The organism is Streptomyces sp. GL_148 (assembly GCF_057834205.1).
In genome coordinates this window covers 628081-646994 of sequence record NZ_CM174396.1, presented here as the reverse complement: position 1 = coordinate 646994, position 18914 = coordinate 628081, and the positions used below count along the sequence as shown (strand labels likewise).

The following is an 18914-nucleotide window of genomic DNA, read 5'->3' as shown; positions in this document are numbered from 1 at the left end:
AAGGTTGGTCAGTGCGGGATCGTGGAAGTGGAGACGCACAGCACGTTGGCGTAGCCGTAGTTGCGTCCGGCCAGGTGTGCGGTGAAGGCGGAGAAGCTCGCGCGGTCGTGGTTGATGACCACGGCCCGGCCTCGGTGGTGGGCGGTGAGCCGGTAGCCGTACTCCGCGGCGAGGTCGAACAGCTGGTGGGGATCGCGGCCGAGGCGGCGCAGGCCGCGGGGCCAATACTCGACGATCATGCGTGGCCGGTGCCGGGACAGCATCTCGCGGGCGCCCAGGAGCACGTCCAGGTCGGCGCCCTCGGCGTCGATCTTGCAGCGCCCTGACGTGCAGTTCCGTGAGGTTGTCAGGCTTCCCGGCACCCTCGATTGTGGAGCCTTCCCCCCTCTGCGCGGAGGGTGCCGTCCTCGTCGCTGGTGATGCGGGTGCCGAAACCGAGGCTGGTGCGGGCGAGGACCTCGTGGAGCCAGGCGGTGTCCTCCTGCGAGGCGTGGCGCAGGCGCATCCGGTGGGCCTGCAGGGGGATGATGCGCAGGTGGTCGAGCCGTCCAGTGTCCGGTTCCAGGGAGACGAGGTAGAGCAGCCGCAGGTCGTCCCTGTACCGCTCGTAGCCGCTGATGCCCTCGTAGTCGTCGATCAGGTCGCCGCAGCCGTAGAGGATCGGGCGTCCCCCGTACACCTCGATCGGGCGCGGATGGTGCGAGGAGTGCCCGTGGACGACGTCCGCGCCGCCGTCGACGAGTGCGTGCGCGAAGCGGACGTGGTCGCGCGGGACGGCGTAGCCCCAGTTGGAACCCCAGTGGATCGAGACGACCGCGAGATCCCCGGGTCCCTTCTCCCGCCGGATCCGGTCGGCCACCGCTGCCGCGGCCCGGTCCGAGGCCTCGGTCACGAAGTCGATGCCGCTGCGGTCCGCGGTGGCCGCCCAGTTGTGTGGGATGCCGCTCGATGCCATCCCCAGGGAGAAGACGAGCAGCCGCCGGTCCCCAGGGAGGGGCAGCACCGCGGGCTGCCGCGCCGTGTCGAGGTCCCGTCCGGCGCCCGCCGTCGCCAGGCCCGCGGCGGCGAGCGAGTCGAGGGTCTCGGCCAGTCCGCGCCGGCCGTAGTCCAGGACGTGGTTGTTGGCGAGGACACAGACGTCGGGACGGGCGGCCGCCAGGCAGGGCAGGTTGGCGGGGTGCATCCGGTAGTGGACCGCCTTGCCGGGGGCGGCGTCGTCGCTCCGGGTGACGGAGCTCTCCAGGTTGAGTATCCGGGCGTCGGGCCCGGCCGCGTCGAGGAGGCGCAGCGCCTCCCCCCAGGGCCAGGAGAAGGCCGCCCGCCGCGGAATCGCGCCGTTGACCGCCTCCGCAAGCTCGACGTACGTGCGGGCATCGGTGACGTACGCCTCCGCCAGGACCGGATCACCAGGGTGCGGAAGAATCTGGTCGACACCCCGGCCGAGCATCACGTCGCCGGCGAGGAACACCGTCACGAGCTCACTACTCACCCTGCCAGCGTAGGGCCTGTCGTCAAAGTGGCGTTTGCCCCGTGACGCCTGGCGCCGCGGGGCCGCCCTCCGGGCGACGACGGCACTTTGACGACAGCCCCTGGGCGCCCGGCGTGCCTGCGTGGCGTGCGCGGGCGCACCCTGGAGGCATGGCCCGCGCCAATGACCAGGTCGAGGCGATGCTCCAGGAGTACGCCGAGCTCATCGCGCTCCGCGGCGGGGAGGCCTTCAAGGCGCGCGCCTACGAGAAGGCCGCCCGCGCCGTCGGGGGCTACCCGGAGGACGTCTCGACGCTCGACGCGAAGGGCCTGCGCGAGATCCCTAACGTCGGCAGGTCGGTCGCCGACAAGGTCCTGGAGTACCTGCGGACCGGCCGCATGTCCGTCGTCGACGAGGCCAGGGCGTCCGTACCGGCCGGAGTGCGCGAGCTGATCGTGATTCCGGGTCTCGGTCCCCGCAAGGCCATGGTCCTTTACGAGGAACTGGGCATCACCTCGGTCGACCAGCTGCTCGACGCCATCCACCAGGAGCGGTTGCGTGATCTGAAGGGCTTCGGAGAGCGGACCGAGGACAACATCCTGCATGGCATCTCCGTACTCCAGAAGGCCGGCGAGGGCCGCATCCTCGTCAGCGCGGCCATGGACATCGCCGAGCAGCTCGTCGCCGAGCTGTCGGACATCCGCGGCTGCGTCCGATGCACGTACGCGGGATCCCTGCGCCGGATGAAGGAGACCATCGGGGATGTCGACATCCTGGTGGCGGCGCGCCGGTCGGCCCCGTTCATGGAGGCTCTCATCGCCCTTCCCTACACGGCCGAGGTCATCGCACACGGGGAGAAGAAGACCTCCGTACGGACCGCCACGGGTCTTCAGGTGGACCTACGAGTCCTTCCACCTGCCTCCTGGGGAGCGGGCCTGCAGTACTTCACCGGCTCCAGGGCCCACAACATCCGCACCCGCGCACTCGCGGTACGCCAGGGGCTCAAGCTCTCCGAGTACGGGCTCTTCGACGCCGAGAGCGGCGACAGCATCACCTCCGAGACCGAGGAGGCGATCTACGCCAGGCTCGGACTGCCCTGGATACCGCCGACGCTGCGCGAGGACCGCGGCGAGATCGCGGCCGGGCTGCGCGGCGAACTCCCCGACCTCGTGGCGGAGCGGGACATCCGCGGCGATCTGCACACCCACACCGACCTCACGGACGGGCTGGCCCCGCTGGAGGACATGATCGACGCCGCTGCCGCACGCGGTTACGCGTACTACGCGGTCACCGACCACGCCCCGAACCTGTACATGCAGCGCATGACCAGCGAGAAGATCCTCGCCCAGCGCGATCGGGTACGCGCACTGGACGGCGCGCACCACCGGATGCGACTGCTGCACGGCACGGAACTGAACATCGGCCCGGACGGGGACCTGGACTGGCCCGACGAGTTCCTCGCGGACTTCGACTTCTGTGTGGCCTCGGTCCACTCCCACTTCAACCAGAGCCGGCAGCAGCTCACCCGCCGTCTCATCCGCGCCTGCGAGAACCCGCACGTCGCCGTCATCGGCCACCCCACGACCCGCCGGATCGGCAAACGCCCCCGCATCGACGCCGACTTCGACGCGGTCTTCCAGGCCTGTGCACGGACGGGCACCGCACTGGAGATCAACGCGCATCCCGAGCGGCTCGACCTGTGCGACGAGGACATCCTGCGAGCGAAACGGTACGGAGTGAAGTTCGCGGTGAACTCCGACGCGCACGCCACGACGCATCTGCCGTACATGCGCTACGGGGTGGCGACGGCGCAGCGCGGCTGGCTGACGACGGACGACGTCATCAACACGTGGCCCCTGACGAAGCTGCGCCAGTTCCTGGGCAGGAAGGGCACCTGAGCGAAGCCTGTCACCGGGCCCGGGTCCGGGTCTGGGTCTGGGGTGACGCGCCACAGGCGGCGTGGCAGTTCGCCCTCCTCGCAGGCGTGCACTTCGTTCAGCGTCCAACCGTCGGACAGCGGGTCGACTCGGGCGCGGGACGGTCTAGCCGCGCGCCCGCCTGCGGCGCAGGAAGATGCCGACGGCCGCCCCGGACAGGGCCGTTGCCGCCACTCCCGCCGTTGTCCACCAGACGGCGGGGCCCGTGCCGGGTTCCGCGGGGGCCTCGGGGGCCGTCGCAGGTGTCGGCGTCGGGGTCTGCGCCTGCGTCCCGGTCGGCGCGGACGACGGGTCGGCGGGGCGGGGACCCGGGGTGCCGGTGGTCGGGGCCGGGTCCACCACCGGTACGCCGACTTCGAGTTCGCCGTGCCCGAGGGCGGGGAAGCCCACGTCCACGCTGACCTTCCAGGCACCGGGCGGCAGGGACTCGGCCGTGGTCCAGCCGGTCGGCGTCGCGGCGGGATCGCGCACCAGCCGCCAGGGCCCCAGCGTGCGGGCGCCGTCGGGGCTGACCGCGTTCACGGTGGCGGCGACCGCCTCTTCGACGGCGTCGCCGTCGTTCTCCCAGGTGACGTCCGCGGTGACGTGGCCATCCCGCTGCCCGGTGACCACCACCTTCACGGTGTCGCCGTGGGCGTGCGCCACGGCCGGGCACAGCAGGATCAGGACGACGGCGGTCAGGACGGCCTGGAAAGCGATTCGTATGCGCATCGTGGCGTGCTCCGGGTGGGGTGAGGGGCAGGCGGACGGCCGCGCGACGCGGCCGCCCGCCGGAGGGGACTTCAGAGGGCTGTCGGGGTCAGCCGACCTTCTGCACGGTCCAGACCTGCGGGGCCCGGCCATCCGCGCGCTGGAGGTCGAGCAGCCAGTTCCCGTAGTAGGGACGGCTGCTCACGGTCAGCGCGAAGCCGCCGCTCGGGTCGGTGACGCTCACCGCACCACCGCGGGTGGTCAGCTTCCAGCTCTGCGCACCGGCGCGGCCGCAGGGCTGCTGCGCGACCCACATGCCCGCGGCGGGGGTACCGCCCGGCTGCAGGCACTTGCCGGAGACCGCGGAGCGGATGCGGACCAGTCCGCTGCCCGCGTCGTCGAAGTACCACTGCTGCTGCGCATACCCGTTGGAGCGCGCCCCGACGAGCACCGTGCCGTCGGCGCCGCGCCCGCCCCACACCTCGGCGGCCATGCCGGTGCTGCCGTTCCCGAGCAGGTACCGGGTCCCGGGGGTTGTCGCGCCGCCGCCCGTGCCCTTCGTGCGGAAGGACGCGGCCTTGCCTGCTCCGCTGTCCCGGCCGGCGTTGTCGCGGACGGAGACGGCGACCGTGTAGGAGCTGTCGGGCCGGAGGTTGTAGACGCGCAGCACCGGGGACTGGACCCAGCCCAGGTGCTTGCCGTTCAGCAGGACCTGGTACCAGGCTGCTCCCTCGACCTTGGGCCAGCTCACGACGGCGGAGTCCGACTGGATCTGGCCGACCGTCACGGCCGGTCCGCCCGTGGGCTTCTTGGTCGGGCTGGGTGTCGGCTTCTTGGTCGGCGAGGGGCTCGGGCTCGGGTTCGGACCGGGGTCGGTGCCGCCGCCCTTGTTCTTCATCAGGAACTGGTTGTCGGCGATGTTCCAGTGCGTGGCCAGGTAGCTGCCGGCTTTGGGGCTGGTGTGGAAGTAGTCGTCGTGGTTGCAGTCCAGGATGTTCTCGGAGGCTTGGTTGTTGCAGATGTTGCGCATCTGCGGGTAGTACGGGGTGTCCGAGTAGCACATGACGTCGAACTCGTCGGTGCAGTGCGCGCCGCGGCTGGTGTTCGGGGCGCTGTTGTTCACCGCGCCCAGGTTGTGGCCGAGTTCGTGCGCCGCGGTGTGGCCGCCCCAGCAGCCGGAGTCCGTACGCCCGTAGGAGGGACCGAAGTTGCTCAGGTTGGCCTGGCCGCGCCGCTCGTCGCCGTTGAAGGTGCCTATGCCGCAGTAGACCTGGGTGTCCGCGAAGATCATGTACTTGCGGTCGCGGCGGTCGAGCCCCTTGCCGGCGAGGGCGGCGTTGGTCGCGCTGAACTCCGCGAGCGCGGAGTCCGGGAGCTCGATGTTGAGTACGGTCGGGGTGCAGTCGGCGGCCGTCACGTAGCGGATGTGCCGGATGCCTCCGGTCTCCTGGGCGCTGGCGGAGTAGATGAGGTCGGCGTCGGCCGCCCATTTGCGGAAGGAGGCCACGTACTCGGAGTAGCGGTCACGACCGGGGCCGTGGACGTACACGACCTGGACGCGGTTGCCTGTGCTGCCGTCTCCGTCGCACTGGACGGTCTGGCCCGCGGGGCCGGCGGCGACGGACTGGCCGGCGGCGGAGGGCGCGGGCGCGGCGGACTTGTCGGCCGCGCGGTCGGCGTCGGCTGCGGGCGCGTCCTGAGGACGCCCGCCGCCTTCGCCGGCCGCCGGGTCGTCGGCGGCGGGGCGGGCCGGGTCGGCCGCCGGTGCCGAGGTCTTGACGGCGGGCGCGATGTCTTTCGTTATGTCGACGCCCTTGGGCGGGGCGTCGGGGCCGTGGGTACACAGACCCGCGCCGGTCCGGTAGACGCCGGCACACCGGTCGCCCTTCGGGGCGGGGGCGAGGCCGTCGTAGACCATGCCGCGCGCGCTCTCGTTGGCGGGTGCTGCAGCGAGGGGTTCGGGCTCCTGATCCCGGGCGGGCGCGGCGGCCGGTGCGGCGGCCTCCGTACCGGCTTGTACGGACACGGCCTGGGCATCATCGCCCAGGCCGGAGTAGGCGATGCCGGCGGCGATCACCGCCGCCGAGGCCATGGCCGCGGTGAGGAGCATCAACCGCCGCGGCTTGCGGCGGTGTTCACGCCGTCTGCGTCGATCTGTCATGGGCACCTCAAGTGAACGTCGGATGAGTGGGTGCGCGGAAGCCTGCCAGACGAATGCGGCGGAGAATTCGGACAAAGAGGGGTGCGGTTCGAGAAATCGTTCCGTTACCTGTCCGTCAAATCTGATGAACACTCAATAAGTAGTAAAACAAGGGGAGTTACGCGCGTCGCGCGGTATTGGTCCAGGCCTTATCGAGGGCAGTCGTTATCTAATCGAGATAACAAGTAGAGCCCTATTGACGGGAATTCAGTCAAGGATTCACCTAATTACTACCAGTCGAATTCCCTTGGTCACGACCCGTGAGGAAGGCGCTGCCCGGTCGGCTCGGCGGAGCACGGAGGCCTGCTCCACGGCCCACTGACGGAACGTCCGGGCTCGCGGCGGTCCAGCGGCCGATGCGCATGGCGGGATGACTTTGGGTAAGACGGCTGTCAGCTTCCGATCGCCGCCCCGCGTGGGAGAAACCTCCGCAAGAAGATGGCCCGCGGACTTTTCCGGGAGGATGAAGCGGCCCATGTCGAGCGGTGGAGTGAATCGACATCACGGCCGAGGGACCGCAGAGCGCCGGACGCGCCACGGATGCTGGACAGCAGTTGCGCCGCGTCGGCGCGCGTCTGCACGCTGAGCGTGTAGCTCGACACCTGGCCGGTGCCCTTACTCCCCGCACGCCTACCTCGTGCGCCCCACCGCCCCCAAGCGGTGCGTGCAGGCCGCTAACGGCCCGCACGTCCAACTCAGTCCACCGTAGTGCTCCCGGCCGCACGGTCCCCGGCCTGCGCTGCGGCGGCAGTGCGGGGGATCAGCCCGATCCGCACCCGGTTCGCCTTTCACTCGCCAGTGCGCCGCTCCCGTACGGGCGTCATAGGCCCACAACTCCGAGGTGTGGTCCACCAGTACGGATTGTTCCCCGGCCAACGCCGGTGCGGAGGCGCAGCTGTTGGATTTTGTACGCCACAGCAGCTTCCCGTCGGAGGCGGCTCTTGCGGTGACATAGCCGTCGGCCTTCTTCGCTCCGTCTGCGAAGGGGTTCTGGAAGCCGGAGTCGATGGATTGCGCGGCCCGGAAGCTGTCACTGGTAGTCAGAAAAGACGGCGGACCCGCCCGGCGCCGCCTGGAGAGTCATTGTTGAATCGACCGTGTCGCTCCAGCGCCTGTCGCCCGTCACGGCGTCGTAGGAGTACACGGCCCCGGTCCCGCCCTGGCAGGCATAGACCGTACGCCCGTCGGCCGAGAGGGTGATCTGCGCGCCGATGCCCTCCGCCGACTCCTTCGGTGGCGCGGGTGACTTCCAGCGCCGCTCCCCGGTGGAAAGGTCGTACGCGGCCAGCTCGTTCGCCTTCCCGCCCGGTCGCGTACAGCAGCTTCGTCCCCAGCGCCACGCTGTCCTGCTTCGGTAACGACCAGCGCTCGTCCCCCGAATCCGCATCGAGTGCGACGAGCCGTTCGCCGCCCCGGGTCTCCGCGATCAGCTGTCCCCGGGAGCGGTCCCCGAACAGCACCCGGTTCCCCCGGCCCGCCACTTGACGCGCCCCGTGTCCGTGGCAAGACCGCACAGCACGCCCTCGATCAGGGTGCGGGTGCCACCGGCCTCGTCCGCCGATTTCTCCGTCTTCATCAGCACGCACACCGTGGAGCCGATCACCACGGGCGCCGCCGGAAAACCGCCGCCCAGCGGCTCACTCGCCCAGCGCCGGCTGCCGCCGTCGTCCGCGAAGGCGTTGACGTGTCCGCCCCTCGCCGCGACGTAGCCGGTCCCTCGGCGACCGTGACCGGCCCGAGCGCCGCCTCCTCCTGCTTGCCGCCGGTCGCTTCGGCCACCCACCGCTCGCGTCCGCTTCCGGCGTTCACCGCGTGCACGGACAGCGGGCCGTCCCGAGCACTGCCCGGCGGCCCCCTACCGGACACAGGCCCTAGGCACACCGGTCCTGCCGGTCGGGCCGGGTCAGGCGGGCTGGGCGGGCGGCCAGTCCGGGGCGGGGTCCTCGGAGAGTAGGGGGCGCAGGGCGCCGACCGCCGCGCCGATGAAGGTGTTCCGTAGCTCGGTGCGGGTGCAGGTCTCGCGCGTGAGCCAGTCCACGCACAGGACTTGGACGAACACGAGCCAGGCCTTCAGCGCCGCTGAGACAGCGGCGTGCGTGCGTTCGTCGGCGAGCGGGAGTCCGCTGAGCAGGCGTGAGCGCAGGGCGTCGAGTTCGTCCGTCATGATCGTCTGGATGACAGGATCGCCCGCCAGGACCCGGTTCGCGGCCAGGACGGCATGGCGGTTCGTGATGAAGTAGTCGAGGTGGGCGTCCAGGCCCTGGGTGAGCTGCTCGACGAGCGTGGCACTGGGATCGAAGGTGGTCGCCTCCAGCAGTCGGTCGGTCGCCTGTTGGTAGACCGCGGCGAAGAGGGCGTGTTTGCTCGGGAAGTGCTGGTAGAGCAGGGCGCGGGATACGCCGGCCTGCCGGGCGACGTCCTCCATCAGCACGTCGTCGTAGGGGGCAGCGGAGAACAACTGGGCTCCGACGGTGAGCAGTTGGGCACGGCGGTCGGCGGGGGGCAAACGTCGGCGGGGCGGCATGCACCCAGATTACTACTTGACACGCATCTACTAAGGAGGGCTACCCTCAAGCTAAGTAGACACACGTCAACTAAGAGGGTGGAATCGTGGCCAAGGCGCTCCGGGTGTTCGCATGGGTGACGGGCCTCGCCTGCACGGCGATCGGGCTGTTCCACGTGGTCGGTGGCAACGCCGCGATTCCGGGCGAGGCCGACGCCGGACCCACTCTGGACAGCTTGGGCCGGTTCTTCGGCGCGATCTTCGCCGGGTACGGGCTGGCCTGGCTGTGGGCGGCCCGGCAGGACCCCGTCCCGGCGAAGGTGGTGCGGTGGCTTGCGGCGGTGTTCCTGCTGGGCGGTGTGGGGCGGCTGATGTCCCTGGCGGTGCACGGCTGGCCGCACTGGTTCCAGGTGGCGCTGACCGCGATCGAGCTGGTTTTGCCGCCAGTCTGGGTCTGGCTGGCGGATGCCGACGAGCGGGCGTCCCGGGAGCGGCGGCCTTCGGGTGCGCCGGCCAAGGCGTCCCTTCCGGATCTTGCCTGACCCGCGCCACTGGGCACCGCACCCCGCCGTGTTGTGGAGACACCCGAGTCCGTCCAGTAATCGGGCGCCTCTCTGCCTTGCGATGCACGGCACCGGCCGACGCGGGCTCAACCGGAAAGATCCGGACGAGATGGCCTGGATCCTGGTGCGGGCCTCGGACGCCGATGGCGCCGGTGCCTTCGCCCTCCCGGCTCCGAGGCTCGGGCTGATCCTGGCGGTGGGCCTCCTTGCCGGTGTGCTGGCGGGCCTGGGCCCGGCTCGGCGCGCGGCCCGGCTCAATGTCCTGCGGGCCATCACCCAGGAGCAAGGGACCCCCATATGGCCGAACCCGTTTACCCGCCCAGGCCCCGCGCACCCGAACCGCACTCAGAACCCCCGTCCGTACCGCGATCCGCCCCATCCCCGCCCGAAATGCCGTTGGAGGCACGTGAGATGTCAGCTCAGACCACCCCATCTTTAGGTGAGCGCGAGAGGGCGGGGCTGTCCGCTCCGGCAGCCACCGGCGGCGTCATCACCATCGCGCTGTTCATCGTCCTGTTCTTCGTCAGCGCCTTCCTCAACGCCGAGATCCCCAAGCCCGACGCACCGCTGAAGGAGATCACCGACTGGCGCGGGGGCAACGGCTCCGCCATCCGGCTCGCGGGTGCCCTCTTCATCTCCTCTGCCCTGGCCTTCACCGCGTTCAGCGCCTGGCTCGCCTCGGTGGTGCGCAGCGTCGGCCGCGCCCAGGACTCCCTGATGGTCTTCGCCGGCGGTCTGTTCTCTGCGCTCGGCCTGTTCCTCAGCGGTGCGCTGCAGTGGGTCGCCGAGCGGCCCGAAACGCTCGCCAACGACCAGGCGGCGCAGCTGCTGCACGAGATGCTCTTCGTGCTCGGCGGCCCCGTCGTGGTCATCGGCAGCGCGCTGCTCGTCATCGTCGGCGCCGTCTCCCTGCTAAGGGCGAAGCTGCTGCCCACCTGGCTCGGCTGCCTCGGCGTCGTCATCGGCCTCATCGACTTGACCGCCCTGGGCTCGGTGCTGCCCGAGAGCGTCGACATGATGATCCTTCTGCCCATCGGCCGGTTCACATCGATGGCCTGGCTGCTCACGGCCGCCATCGTGGTCACGCGCAAGCTCGGCAAAGCCCGCACCTGATGTTCCGCTGCCCCGGGCACCTTTCCCGGGGCAGCGGCCGGGACCGCGGGCCCACGGCAGGGGCCCGGTGAGCCTTGGAGCGATACCACTGCCGTAACCGCCGGGCCAGCGGAACAGGCCGCACCCCGGACGTCCCGCGTCCCGGGCACCCGCATCCGCCGGACTTGCCGAAATCTACTGAAAGTTGGGCAGGTTGCTCGGCGCCAACGGGGCGGGCAAGACGACCCTGCGCCTCGTCAGTGCGCTGATACACCCCACCGACGGCACCGTCGAGATCCTGGGCCGGCCGTTCGGCGTGTGCTCCGGCGGCCAGCGGGCCCGCATCCTCATCGCTCGGGCGCTCATCGCCGACCCGTCTTTGCTGCTCCTCGACGAGCCGTTCAACGCGCTCGACCGGTCCCCGCGCGAGGACCTGATCGATGCCCTGCATCGACTCGCCGTCGGTCGCCCGGATCGGGCGACCGTCACGGCCACCCACCACGTGGAGGAACTGGCCCCGGGTACGAGCCACGCGCTGCTGCTGCGCGAGGGCCGCGTCCGTGTGGCCGGCCCGGTCGCCGCCGTCCTGACCGGCGACTTGCTCACCACGTGCTTCGGCCGCCCGATCGTGGTCAGCCGCCATGACGGCCGCTGGGTGGCACGGTCCGGGCACGCGCAACGGCCATGGAGCGCCGAGGCGCGCTGACCGGCCCATCGAGCCCTCAGCGCGCTGCGGGTCGCAGGGTCTTCCCTCGGGGTCGATACTGAAGGTCACGGTGTGTGGAGGCGACATGCGTGAACCGGAGCATCGCGGCCCGAGGCGGGCCTCGGTGCCCGTCAGTGAAACGGCAGCGGTCGTACTGGACGACGCAGGCGTGGTCCTCGCACGTTCGCAGGGGGCTGCGACGCTGCTGGAATGCTCACCGGGCCGGACCTGTGCACCCTTGCTGGAGGTGCTGCCGCGAGCCGGAACGGAGGGGGGACCGGGCGGGCACCTGGTGACCGTTCCGGGTGGTGGTGATGCGGGTCACGCGGTCTCTCTGGTCTGCACCGTCGTCCGGCTCGCAGCCCTTGCGGCTCACACTTCAGGCGGGCCCGGCGCAGGGGCGCAGTGGCTCGTGCTGGTCACCCCGGCGGAAACCGCGGTCGAGGCAGCCGAGCGAGATGCATGGCGACGCCGGAAGGGGCTGTCCCACGCCGCCGCCGCGGGCATCGGCACCTCCCTGGATGTGACCGAGACGGCCGAGACCCTGGTGAATCTGCTCGTCCCCGATTTTGCCGACCTGGCGACCGTGGACATCGCCGAGCAGGTGCTGGTCGGCGACGAGCCCCCGCACCTCGACACCAGTGGGGACGTCCGCCTGCGCCGGATCGCTGCCGCGCAGAGCCCGGAGATATCCGCCGAGGACCTCCTGGCAGTGGGAGAGGCGCTTCCTCCCGTAACGGACAATCCGCTGATGCGCCCCCTCATGAAGGGGCTGCCCGTACTGGTGCCGGACGTTGCCGTTCTGCACGCGCAGCTCGGCGTGAATCCGGAGAGCCTGCGATTGTTCGTCCCGAGCGGGGCTCATTCCTCCATAGCGGTGCCGCTCTACGCGCGCGGTCTGATCCTCGGCTGCGTCACCGTCTGGCGCAGCCGGCTGCCTTCCGCATTCGGCGAGGAGGACGCCGCCTTGCTTCAGGACGTCGTCTCCAGGGCCGCCCTGGGCGTGGACAACGCGCGCCGCTACACCAAGGAACACCGGTCGGTGCTGGCCCTTCAGCGAAGCCTGCTGCCACGCTCGGCCCTGGACTCCGCCGCCGCGGAGACGGCGGGCGTCTACCAGCCGGCGGGTGGCGGCCTGGGAGTCGGCGGGGACTGGTTCGACGTGATCCCCCTGCCGTCGTTGCGCGTCGCGTTCGTCGTCGGGGATGTCGTCGGACATGGCCTCGATGCCACTGCGGCCATGGCGCGCCTGCGGACCGCCGTGCAGACCCTCGCCGACCTCGATCTGGATCCGGGTGAACTCCTCACACACCTGGACGACCTGGTGCTCGGTCTCTCCAACGAGGAGATCGGCGATTCCCGCTCCGAGACGGCGGTGCTCGGCGCGACGTGCCTGTACGCCGTCTACGACCCGGTGACAAGGGAATGCGCCGCTGCCACAGCGGGACATCCGCCGCCGGCCGTGCTGTCGCCCGGTGCGGAGCCGGTCTTCGTCGACACGATGCCGGGACCGCCCCTGGGAGTCGGCGGAATGCCCTTCGAGGTAACGGAGTTCGACGTACAGCCCGAAAGCATGCTCGCGTTCTTCACGGACGGTCTCGTCGAGAGCCGCGGCGGCGACATCGAGGAGGGGATGGAGAAGCTGAGGAGCGCGCTCGCCGGCGCGAACCCGAGCGGGACACTGGACGAGATCGGCCGGTTCATTCTCGACAGCGTGCTGCCTCAAGAGCCTTCCGACGACGTCGCCTTGCTGCTCGCCCGCACCCACGCCCTCTCGTCCGATCAGGTCGCCGAGTGGGAGCTCGAAGCCGACCTGTCCCTCGTCGCGCAAGCCCGTGAGCTGGTGGTGGACCAGCTGTCCAGCTGGCAGTTGGACGAACTGAGCTTCGTGACCGAGCTCGTCGCGAGCGAGCTGGTCACGAACGCGATCCGCTACGCAGGGGGACCGGTCGGGCTCCGGCTGATCCGTGACAGGGTGCTCGTCTGCGAGGTGTCCGACCCCAGTAGTACTCAGCCGCGCTTGCGTCGTGCACGAGAGACGGACGAGGGCGGGCGTGGCCTGTTCCTCGTGGCCCAGCTCACCGACCGTTGGGGCTGCCGGTTCACCAGTACCGGGAAGACCATCTGGACGGAGCAGCCCATAGGCGGGCCCGTCGTCTAGGTTCCTACGGGGCCCCGAAGCGCATGGTGGTGCGCGATTTCCGGTCGTACCGGTCCCAGCGCGGCATGGCCGGGTGGTTGGGGTCGCCGGTCCGGATGAACGAGATCCATGCCCGGTGCACGGTACTGGCGAGGCCGGCCCTGATCCGGGTATCCATCCCCGCCAGGAACGGCGCGTGCGACCACTTGTCGAAATTGTCGAAGACGAACGGCAGGTCCAGGCAGTGCGGGGCACCCAGGCGGCCGTCGTGCGCGGGGGTGGGGAGAGCGAACTCGTAGGTCCAGACCGGGCGGCCTCGTGCCGCCCGCGCTTCCGCGAACGCCAGGGTGGGCTTCTTGAACAGCTCGTCGGTGGTCAGGTCGATGAGGACGTCGATCGGCCGGCCGCCCGGACGGGCGGCCTCGTATGCCGCGTACGCTTCGGCCGCGCCGTCACCGAAGCTGTCCCGTGCCCGCCGGAGCACCTGTTCCTTGGTCGTCGACGCGTACGCCTCGCTCAGCGCGAAGACGAAAGCGGACTCTTCTGCGGTCCAGCCGATGAGTACGTCGATGTCCGTGCCCGGACCGTCGAGCAGGTTCTCGACCGGTTGCCGCACCGCCGTGACGCCGTCGATCACGGGCATGAAGGGCGCGGTCCAGTGTCCCCATTCCACAGTGGCCGCGAGGAGTCCGGCGGTGGCCTCGACCAGTCGCGGCCACGGCACCGCCCGCAGCTCGTCCACGTCCTTCGCGCCGACGATCTCCATATAGGCGGCGGTGCGGGCCCGGGCCTCGGCGGGTGTGGCGAGGGGCATGGCGAGCGGGACGCTCTGGAGGATGGCCCGGCGGAAGAGCCGGTCGCCCCCGGCGTGGCCCGCGAGCACGGTCGCGGACAGGGCGCCGGCGGACTGGCCGGCGACGGTGACGTTACCGGGATCCCCGCCGAAGGCCGCGATGTTGTCCTGCACCCAACGCAGCGCCGCGAGTTGGTCGGTGAGCCAGACGTTGCCGCACTCCGCGCCGTCCTGTGAAGCGATGCACAGCAGGCCGAGCGGTCCGAGCCGGTAGTTGAGGTTTACCACCACCATGTCGCCGCCCCGCGCGAACGTCTCGCCCGAGTAGTTCGGCATCGCCCCGGAGCCGGAAATGAAGGCGCCGCCGTGGATCCAGACCAGGACGGGACGGCGGGCGTCGTCGATGCCGGGCGTCCACACGTTGAGTGTCAGACAGTCCTCGTCGAAGGGGGCGAAGCCGTGGCCGCCGAGTATCGGGTCGCCCTCGCGGACGGCCTGCGGCGAACCGGGGCCGAATGCCGTCGCGTCGAGGGTGCCGCTCCATCCCCGGTGCGGCTGCGCGGGGCGCCATCGGAGGGGCCCGACGGGCGGCGCCGCGTACGGCACGCCCTTGAACACGGCCAGGTCACCTTCGGTGACGCCGCGGATCGCGCCCGATCGCGTGTGCACGACGGGCGCGGTGCGGTCCTGAGTGAAACCCATCCAGTGCGTCCTTCCAGGCCGGGATCGAGGGATCGAGGTGTCCAGGGATCGTGAGCCACAGGTTATTGCGTATTTCTTGCGAGCGTCAATATTCGTCGATCTATCGTCAAGTGGAGGCTCGCGCCGGACCCGGTGGTGTGCACCCACCTCCACTTCGACCACATCGGGTGGAACACGCGCCTGGTCGACGGGAAGTGGGTGCCGACGTTCCCCCGTGCACGCCACCTCGTCACCCGGGTGGAATGGGACCACTCTGGGGCCGGATGTAGCCGGCCTCGCCGACACCGACGCGGCGCAGGCCGCTGCCACCCGGCGGGCATTCGTCGACCGCTACGCCGACACGGGAACGCTCGCGATCGGCACCCATTTCCCCGCCCCCACGGCCGGCCTGCTCCGGCGCGGCGGTGACGGGGGCGTGCGGTTCGTCGTGGACGGCGGCACCTCAGAATCACAGGCGGATTCACCGTGCACGACCACCGGTTCCTGATCGAAGCAGCGCCGGCATCTTCGCCCCGTTCGCCGGGCCGGACACAGCGCACCACTGACGCCGGCCCGCAGACCGGATGGTTGAGCGCGGCGCGTTTGTGGTCGAGGTGACGCGCAGCGGAAACGGCAGAGAAGCAGCGTTTGATTTCGCCTCTCAGGTCTGCTGCCTGCCTGGCGTCGCCGCAGGCTGTCTCTTCCGGCGGTCCCGTCAGGGAGCTGGGGAGTCGGTCGCGCGGGCGATGGCGTCGAGGCGGCCGTCGATCCACGCGTGTCGCGCCGCGTCGCGAGCGGCCGGGGGTGCGCCGGGGTGTCGGTTACGGGTGCGGACGTTCTCCACGACCGCCCAGCCCTTGCCGCCGTCGAAGGTCCTGAACTCGACCAGGTGGTGGTCGAGGTGTCCAGTGATCATCACTGCCATGAGGGACAGGTACTCTCCCCGGAGGTCGGGGGTGAGCTCGCCCTCCTGCGGCCCTCCCAGGAGGACCTGCTGTTCCTCGGCCAGGAGCGTGCAAGTCGTCTGGACGGCTCGGACGAGCGCCTCGAACTGCTCCCCGCCCAACCGCGTCCGTAAGAACTCCAGATGGGAGCCGAGGACGTCGGCCTCCTGGCCGCCTCCCGACCCACCGGGATCCACCTGCGCTCCAGGCCCTCCAGGGTCCGGCGGATGATTCTCGGTCATGCTTCCGCCCTTCCCCCAACGGCCGTTGCCCTGCGCAGTCTAGGCAGAGGCCCGCGCTCCGACGGCGCTCTTCGGCCACCCGGCCGGCCCCGGCTGCCTACTCTGCGGCGCCCCTGGCCCCAGGCGCCCCGAACGCAATCGACTATGCCAATTGCACATTCAAAAGGAATGCGATTTCGGCAATTCCGGGATGGATTACCCGCGTTCACTCTCCCAACGTTGACAGCGTGCTGCGTCTTGAGGGTAAATGAGTTCACAGGTGGCCTGATGTGGTCGCAGGTAGGCTGGATCAGGCCACACCGTGACCGGTTCATTCCGCCGGTCACCTGGTGTGGCCGTGGCGATGTCGCAGTAGAGGGGCGTTTGGGTCGCGGGTGTACAGCGTGGTCGTGTAGTGAGCGGGTATTGACGAATCCGATTCTTCCGTGGGGGATCAATGGCCCAGCTCAGTTCCTTTTCCGTCCCCGATTTCCACCTTCCGTTCGGAAACTCCAAGCATCCCGGGGCCGCCCGGGCGAACGCCCAGGCGACCTCGTGGGTGTTGCAACACGAGCTCGTGACCGCCGCAGCCGAGCAGTTCTCGGGCATCGGCGTGGGCCACCTGGCCGGCCGGGTGAGCGGTGACGTCCCCTACGAGCGGGTCCTCTTGCTCGCCGAGTGGATGGCCTGGTCGTTCGTCCTGGACGACCAGCACGACCACCTCATCAGAGCGGGAGAGGTCGCGGCCTGGCGGCCCGTCACCGATGCGATCACCGGCTATCTGCGAACGGGGCGGATCGAGAGGTCGGCAGCGGGCCGAAATCCGTTGGTGACGGGATTCGTCGACCTGTGCGACCGGATCCTGGCCGGCATGTCCGAGGGGACCGCGGCGCGGTATCGCACCCGTGTCCCCCTCATGCTCCAGTCCTTGGACCAGGAGGCGGGCAACCGCGCCGCCGCGCGACGCCAGGGGATCCAGGAGTACGTCCTCATGCGCCGCCACAGCTCCCAGATCCTTCCGATGATGGACATGGTGGAGGCCGGGCTCGGGATCGAACTCCCGCAGAGCGTCCGCGACCTCCCCGAGTTCCAAGCTCTCGCCGCGAGCGTGCTCGACGTCATCTCATGGGGCAACGACGTGTTCTCCCTGCCGAAGGAACACGCCTGTGGGGACACCAACAACCTCGTCTCCCTCATCTCCTTCTGGGAGAAGTGCTCCCTCCCCGACGCCGTCCAGGCGGTCGAGGGGCGCATTCAGGAGCGCATCGAGCAGTATCTGACCGAAGAAAAACGTCTGATTCAGGCCGTCAATGCGCTCCCCGGGACGGAACCGTCGCTGGTCGACGCGGTCACCCGCTGCGTGCGCAGTTACGAGGACTGGATGATCGGCGCCGATCTGTGGCAGCGTTACGAGTGCACGCGGTACAGCGACGAACGGTTCGCGGCCGGACTGGAGTCTGCGTACACCCGCCCGGATCTTGTCTCCGCGGCGTGACGGAAAGTCAGTTCATGGCATCTGAAGCGCATTCCGGTCCCGAGGTCCATGCTCCGGTCGCCCCCGGACGGTTACCGCTCCTGGGCCACGCGCTGCAACTGTGGCGCCGGCCGATCGCGTTCCTGGAGTCGCTCCGGGAACACGGCGACATCGTACGGCTCGACATCGGCACCTGGCCCGTCCACGTGCTGACGAGCCCGGAGCACGTCCACTCCGTACTGGTCCAGCAGGCGCAGCAGTTCGGCCGGGGAAGGATCTTCGACAGGCTACGCCCGGTGTTCGGCAACGGGATCGTGACCACCGACGGCGACTTTCATCGCAAGCAGCGCCGGATGATGCAACCCGCCTTCCACCGCAACCACATCGCCGAGTACGCCGAGGTGATGTGCCGACAGGCGGAGGTGATGTCCGCGTCGTGGACGGCCGGCCGTGAGATCTCCATGGTCACGGAGGCGCGCGGGTACGCGATGTCTTCGGTCGCCGAGATGATCTTCTCGGGGGACCTGAGCCGGCCCGCCGTCGACGAGGTGCACCGCTCGCTGCCCATCGTCCTGGAGGGCATGCTCGTGCGGGCGGTCATGCCCAAGTCGCTGGACCGGCTGCCCATTCCGTACAACCGGCGGTTCGACGGCGCAGCCGCCCGGCTGCGCCGGATCATCGACGAGGTGATCGAGCAGTACCGCGCCGAGGAGCCGGCCGAGCGGGGCGACCGCCACGACCTGCTCTCCTTGCTGCTGGCGGGCGTGGACTCCGAGACGGGCTCGACGATGGATGCCGGGCAGGTGCGGGACGAGGTCATCGCCATCATGCTCGCCGGCACCGAGACCTCTGCGACCACCCTGTCCTGGATCTTCCACGAGATCGGCCGGCACCCCGAGGTGGAGGCGCGCGTCCACGCCGAAGTCGACTCAGTGGTGGGATCCCGGCCCGTGCGTCCCGAAGACATACCCGCGCTGACCTACACGCACGACGTCTTCCAGGAAGCCCTGCGCCTGCATTCCCCCTTGCTCTTCACCCGCAGGGCCCTGGCCCCCCTCACCCTCGGTGGAATCTCGATCCCGGCCGGCGCGGAACTGGCCTACAGTCCGTACGCGTTGCACCGGGACCCCGTGCTTTTCCCCGACCCCGGCGTCTTCGACCCGGACCGCTGGCAGAAGGGGGCGAAGGAGCGGTCCCGTACTCACAGTTACGTCCCGTTCGGGGCCGGCCAGCACAAGTGCATCGGCGATTCCTTCGCCGTGGCGGAGATCCTGACCGCGGTGGCAACCGTCGCCTCGCGATGGCACCTGAAGCCCGCCCCGGGCATCACCGTGCGCGAACTTCCCGCAGGGATCCCGCAGCCCAGCGAACTGCCGATGATTCCCGTGGCGCGGAAGGTACAACACTCTTCTCATACGAGTGATGAGATGCCGCAATAGTGTGCTGAAACAGCAGCAACTCCTCCTCCGGCCCGTACACTCTGCCGCACGTGCTGGAGGGGG

General features: G+C 70.0%; 18 protein-coding genes. 8 read left to right on the top strand and 10 right to left on the bottom strand.

Translation table 11 applies throughout. From position 1 onward, the window contains the following. Window positions 1-8: 8 nt before the first annotated feature. Together AC3IYI_RS02925 and AC3IYI_RS02920 are read right to left on the bottom strand one after the other, a co-directional pair. Window positions 9-362, bottom strand: coding sequence for an FkbM family methyltransferase (locus AC3IYI_RS02925; RefSeq protein ID WP_489408705.1), 354 nt, complete (start codon window positions 360-362; stop codon window positions 9-11). Continuing rightward, on the bottom strand, window positions 347-1489 hold the full coding sequence (locus tag AC3IYI_RS02920) for a CapA family protein (RefSeq protein WP_489408704.1): 1143 nt from the start codon (window positions 1487-1489) through the stop codon (window positions 347-349). The genes AC3IYI_RS02925 and AC3IYI_RS02920 overlap by 16 nt, the downstream gene beginning before the upstream one ends. A gap of 149 nt (window positions 1490-1638) precedes the next feature. Between AC3IYI_RS02920 and polX the strand changes: the two genes are divergently transcribed. Next, a complete protein-coding gene (gene polX / locus AC3IYI_RS02915) occupies window positions 1639-3366 on the top strand; it encodes a DNA polymerase/3'-5' exonuclease PolX (RefSeq protein WP_489408703.1) in 1728 nt (575 codons plus the stop codon). Window positions 3367-3510: 144 nt separating this feature from the next. On the opposite strand, the gene AC3IYI_RS02910 is transcribed toward polX, so the two are convergent. The 6 genes from AC3IYI_RS02910 to AC3IYI_RS02885 all read right to left on the bottom strand — a co-directional run bounded on the left by AC3IYI_RS02910 (window position 3511) and on the right by AC3IYI_RS02885 (window position 8819). Continuing rightward, window positions 3511-4116, bottom strand: a complete 606-nt coding sequence (locus AC3IYI_RS02910) for a hypothetical protein (RefSeq protein ID WP_489408702.1) — start codon at window positions 4114-4116, stop codon at window positions 3511-3513. A gap of 88 nt (window positions 4117-4204) precedes the next feature. Beyond that, window positions 4205-6256: an RICIN domain-containing protein gene (locus AC3IYI_RS02905; protein ID WP_489408701.1), complete on the bottom strand. Its 2052-nt coding sequence runs from the start codon at window positions 6254-6256 to the stop codon at window positions 4205-4207. A 669-nt stretch (window positions 6257-6925) separates the two neighbouring features. Next, window positions 6926-7213, bottom strand: coding sequence for a hypothetical protein (locus AC3IYI_RS02900; protein ID WP_489411858.1), 288 nt, complete (start codon window positions 7211-7213; stop codon window positions 6926-6928). Window positions 7214-7325: 112 nt separating this feature from the next. Next, complete coding sequence (locus AC3IYI_RS02895; protein WP_489408700.1) at window positions 7326-7682, bottom strand: outer membrane protein assembly factor BamB family protein; 357 nt, start codon at window positions 7680-7682, stop codon at window positions 7326-7328. Between the two features lie 39 nt (window positions 7683-7721). Next, entirely contained in the window at window positions 7722-7871 is a 150-nt protein-coding gene (locus AC3IYI_RS02890; protein WP_489408699.1) for a hypothetical protein, read from the bottom strand. 327 nt (window positions 7872-8198) lie between these two features. After that, window positions 8199-8819: a TetR/AcrR family transcriptional regulator gene (locus tag AC3IYI_RS02885; RefSeq protein WP_489408698.1), complete on the bottom strand. Its 621-nt coding sequence runs from the start codon at window positions 8817-8819 to the stop codon at window positions 8199-8201. Window positions 8820-8905: 86 nt separating this feature from the next. Between AC3IYI_RS02885 and AC3IYI_RS02880 the strand changes: the two genes are divergently transcribed. From AC3IYI_RS02880 to AC3IYI_RS02865, 4 genes are all read left to right on the top strand, one after another. Then, complete coding sequence (locus AC3IYI_RS02880) at window positions 8906-9340, top strand: DUF4345 domain-containing protein (protein WP_489408697.1); 435 nt, start codon at window positions 8906-8908, stop codon at window positions 9338-9340. 432 nt (window positions 9341-9772) lie between these two features. Continuing rightward, window positions 9773-10474 carry a hypothetical protein gene (locus AC3IYI_RS02875; RefSeq protein WP_489408696.1) on the top strand — a complete coding sequence of 234 codons (702 nt, stop codon included), beginning with the start codon at window positions 9773-9775 and terminating at the stop codon, window positions 10472-10474. Window positions 10475-10667: 193 nt separating this feature from the next. Then, window positions 10668-11159, top strand: a complete 492-nt coding sequence (locus AC3IYI_RS02870; RefSeq protein WP_489408695.1) for an ATP-binding cassette domain-containing protein — start codon at window positions 10668-10670, stop codon at window positions 11157-11159. A gap of 412 nt (window positions 11160-11571) precedes the next feature. Beyond that, window positions 11572-13320 carry an ATP-binding SpoIIE family protein phosphatase gene (locus AC3IYI_RS02865; RefSeq protein WP_489408694.1) on the top strand — a complete coding sequence of 583 codons (1749 nt, stop codon included), beginning with the start codon at window positions 11572-11574 and terminating at the stop codon, window positions 13318-13320. A gap of 4 nt (window positions 13321-13324) precedes the next feature. Here AC3IYI_RS02865 and AC3IYI_RS02860 read toward each other — a convergent pair whose 3' ends face one another. Continuing rightward, window positions 13325-14794, bottom strand: coding sequence for a carboxylesterase/lipase family protein (locus AC3IYI_RS02860; RefSeq protein ID WP_489408693.1), 1470 nt, complete (start codon window positions 14792-14794; stop codon window positions 13325-13327). Window positions 14795-14926: 132 nt separating this feature from the next. On the opposite strand from AC3IYI_RS02860, the gene AC3IYI_RS02855 reads away from it, so the two are divergent. Then, window positions 14927-15202, top strand: coding sequence for an MBL fold metallo-hydrolase (locus tag AC3IYI_RS02855; RefSeq protein WP_489408692.1), 276 nt, complete (start codon window positions 14927-14929; stop codon window positions 15200-15202). A gap of 286 nt (window positions 15203-15488) precedes the next feature. On the opposite strand, the gene AC3IYI_RS02850 is transcribed toward AC3IYI_RS02855, so the two are convergent. Continuing rightward, window positions 15489-15959: a hypothetical protein gene (locus AC3IYI_RS02850; RefSeq protein ID WP_489408691.1), complete on the bottom strand. Its 471-nt coding sequence runs from the start codon at window positions 15957-15959 to the stop codon at window positions 15489-15491. A gap of 556 nt (window positions 15960-16515) precedes the next feature. Here AC3IYI_RS02850 and AC3IYI_RS02845 point away from each other — a divergent pair. Next, the gene (locus AC3IYI_RS02845; RefSeq protein WP_489408690.1) at window positions 16516-17433 is read left to right on the top strand and encodes a terpene synthase family protein; all 918 of its coding nucleotides are present in this window, start codon (window positions 16516-16518) and stop codon (window positions 17431-17433) included. Window positions 17434-17447: 14 nt separating this feature from the next. Further along, window positions 17448-18851, top strand: coding sequence for a cytochrome P450 (locus AC3IYI_RS02840; RefSeq protein ID WP_489408689.1), 1404 nt, complete (start codon window positions 17448-17450; stop codon window positions 18849-18851). Window positions 18852-18914: the final 63 nt, after the last annotated feature.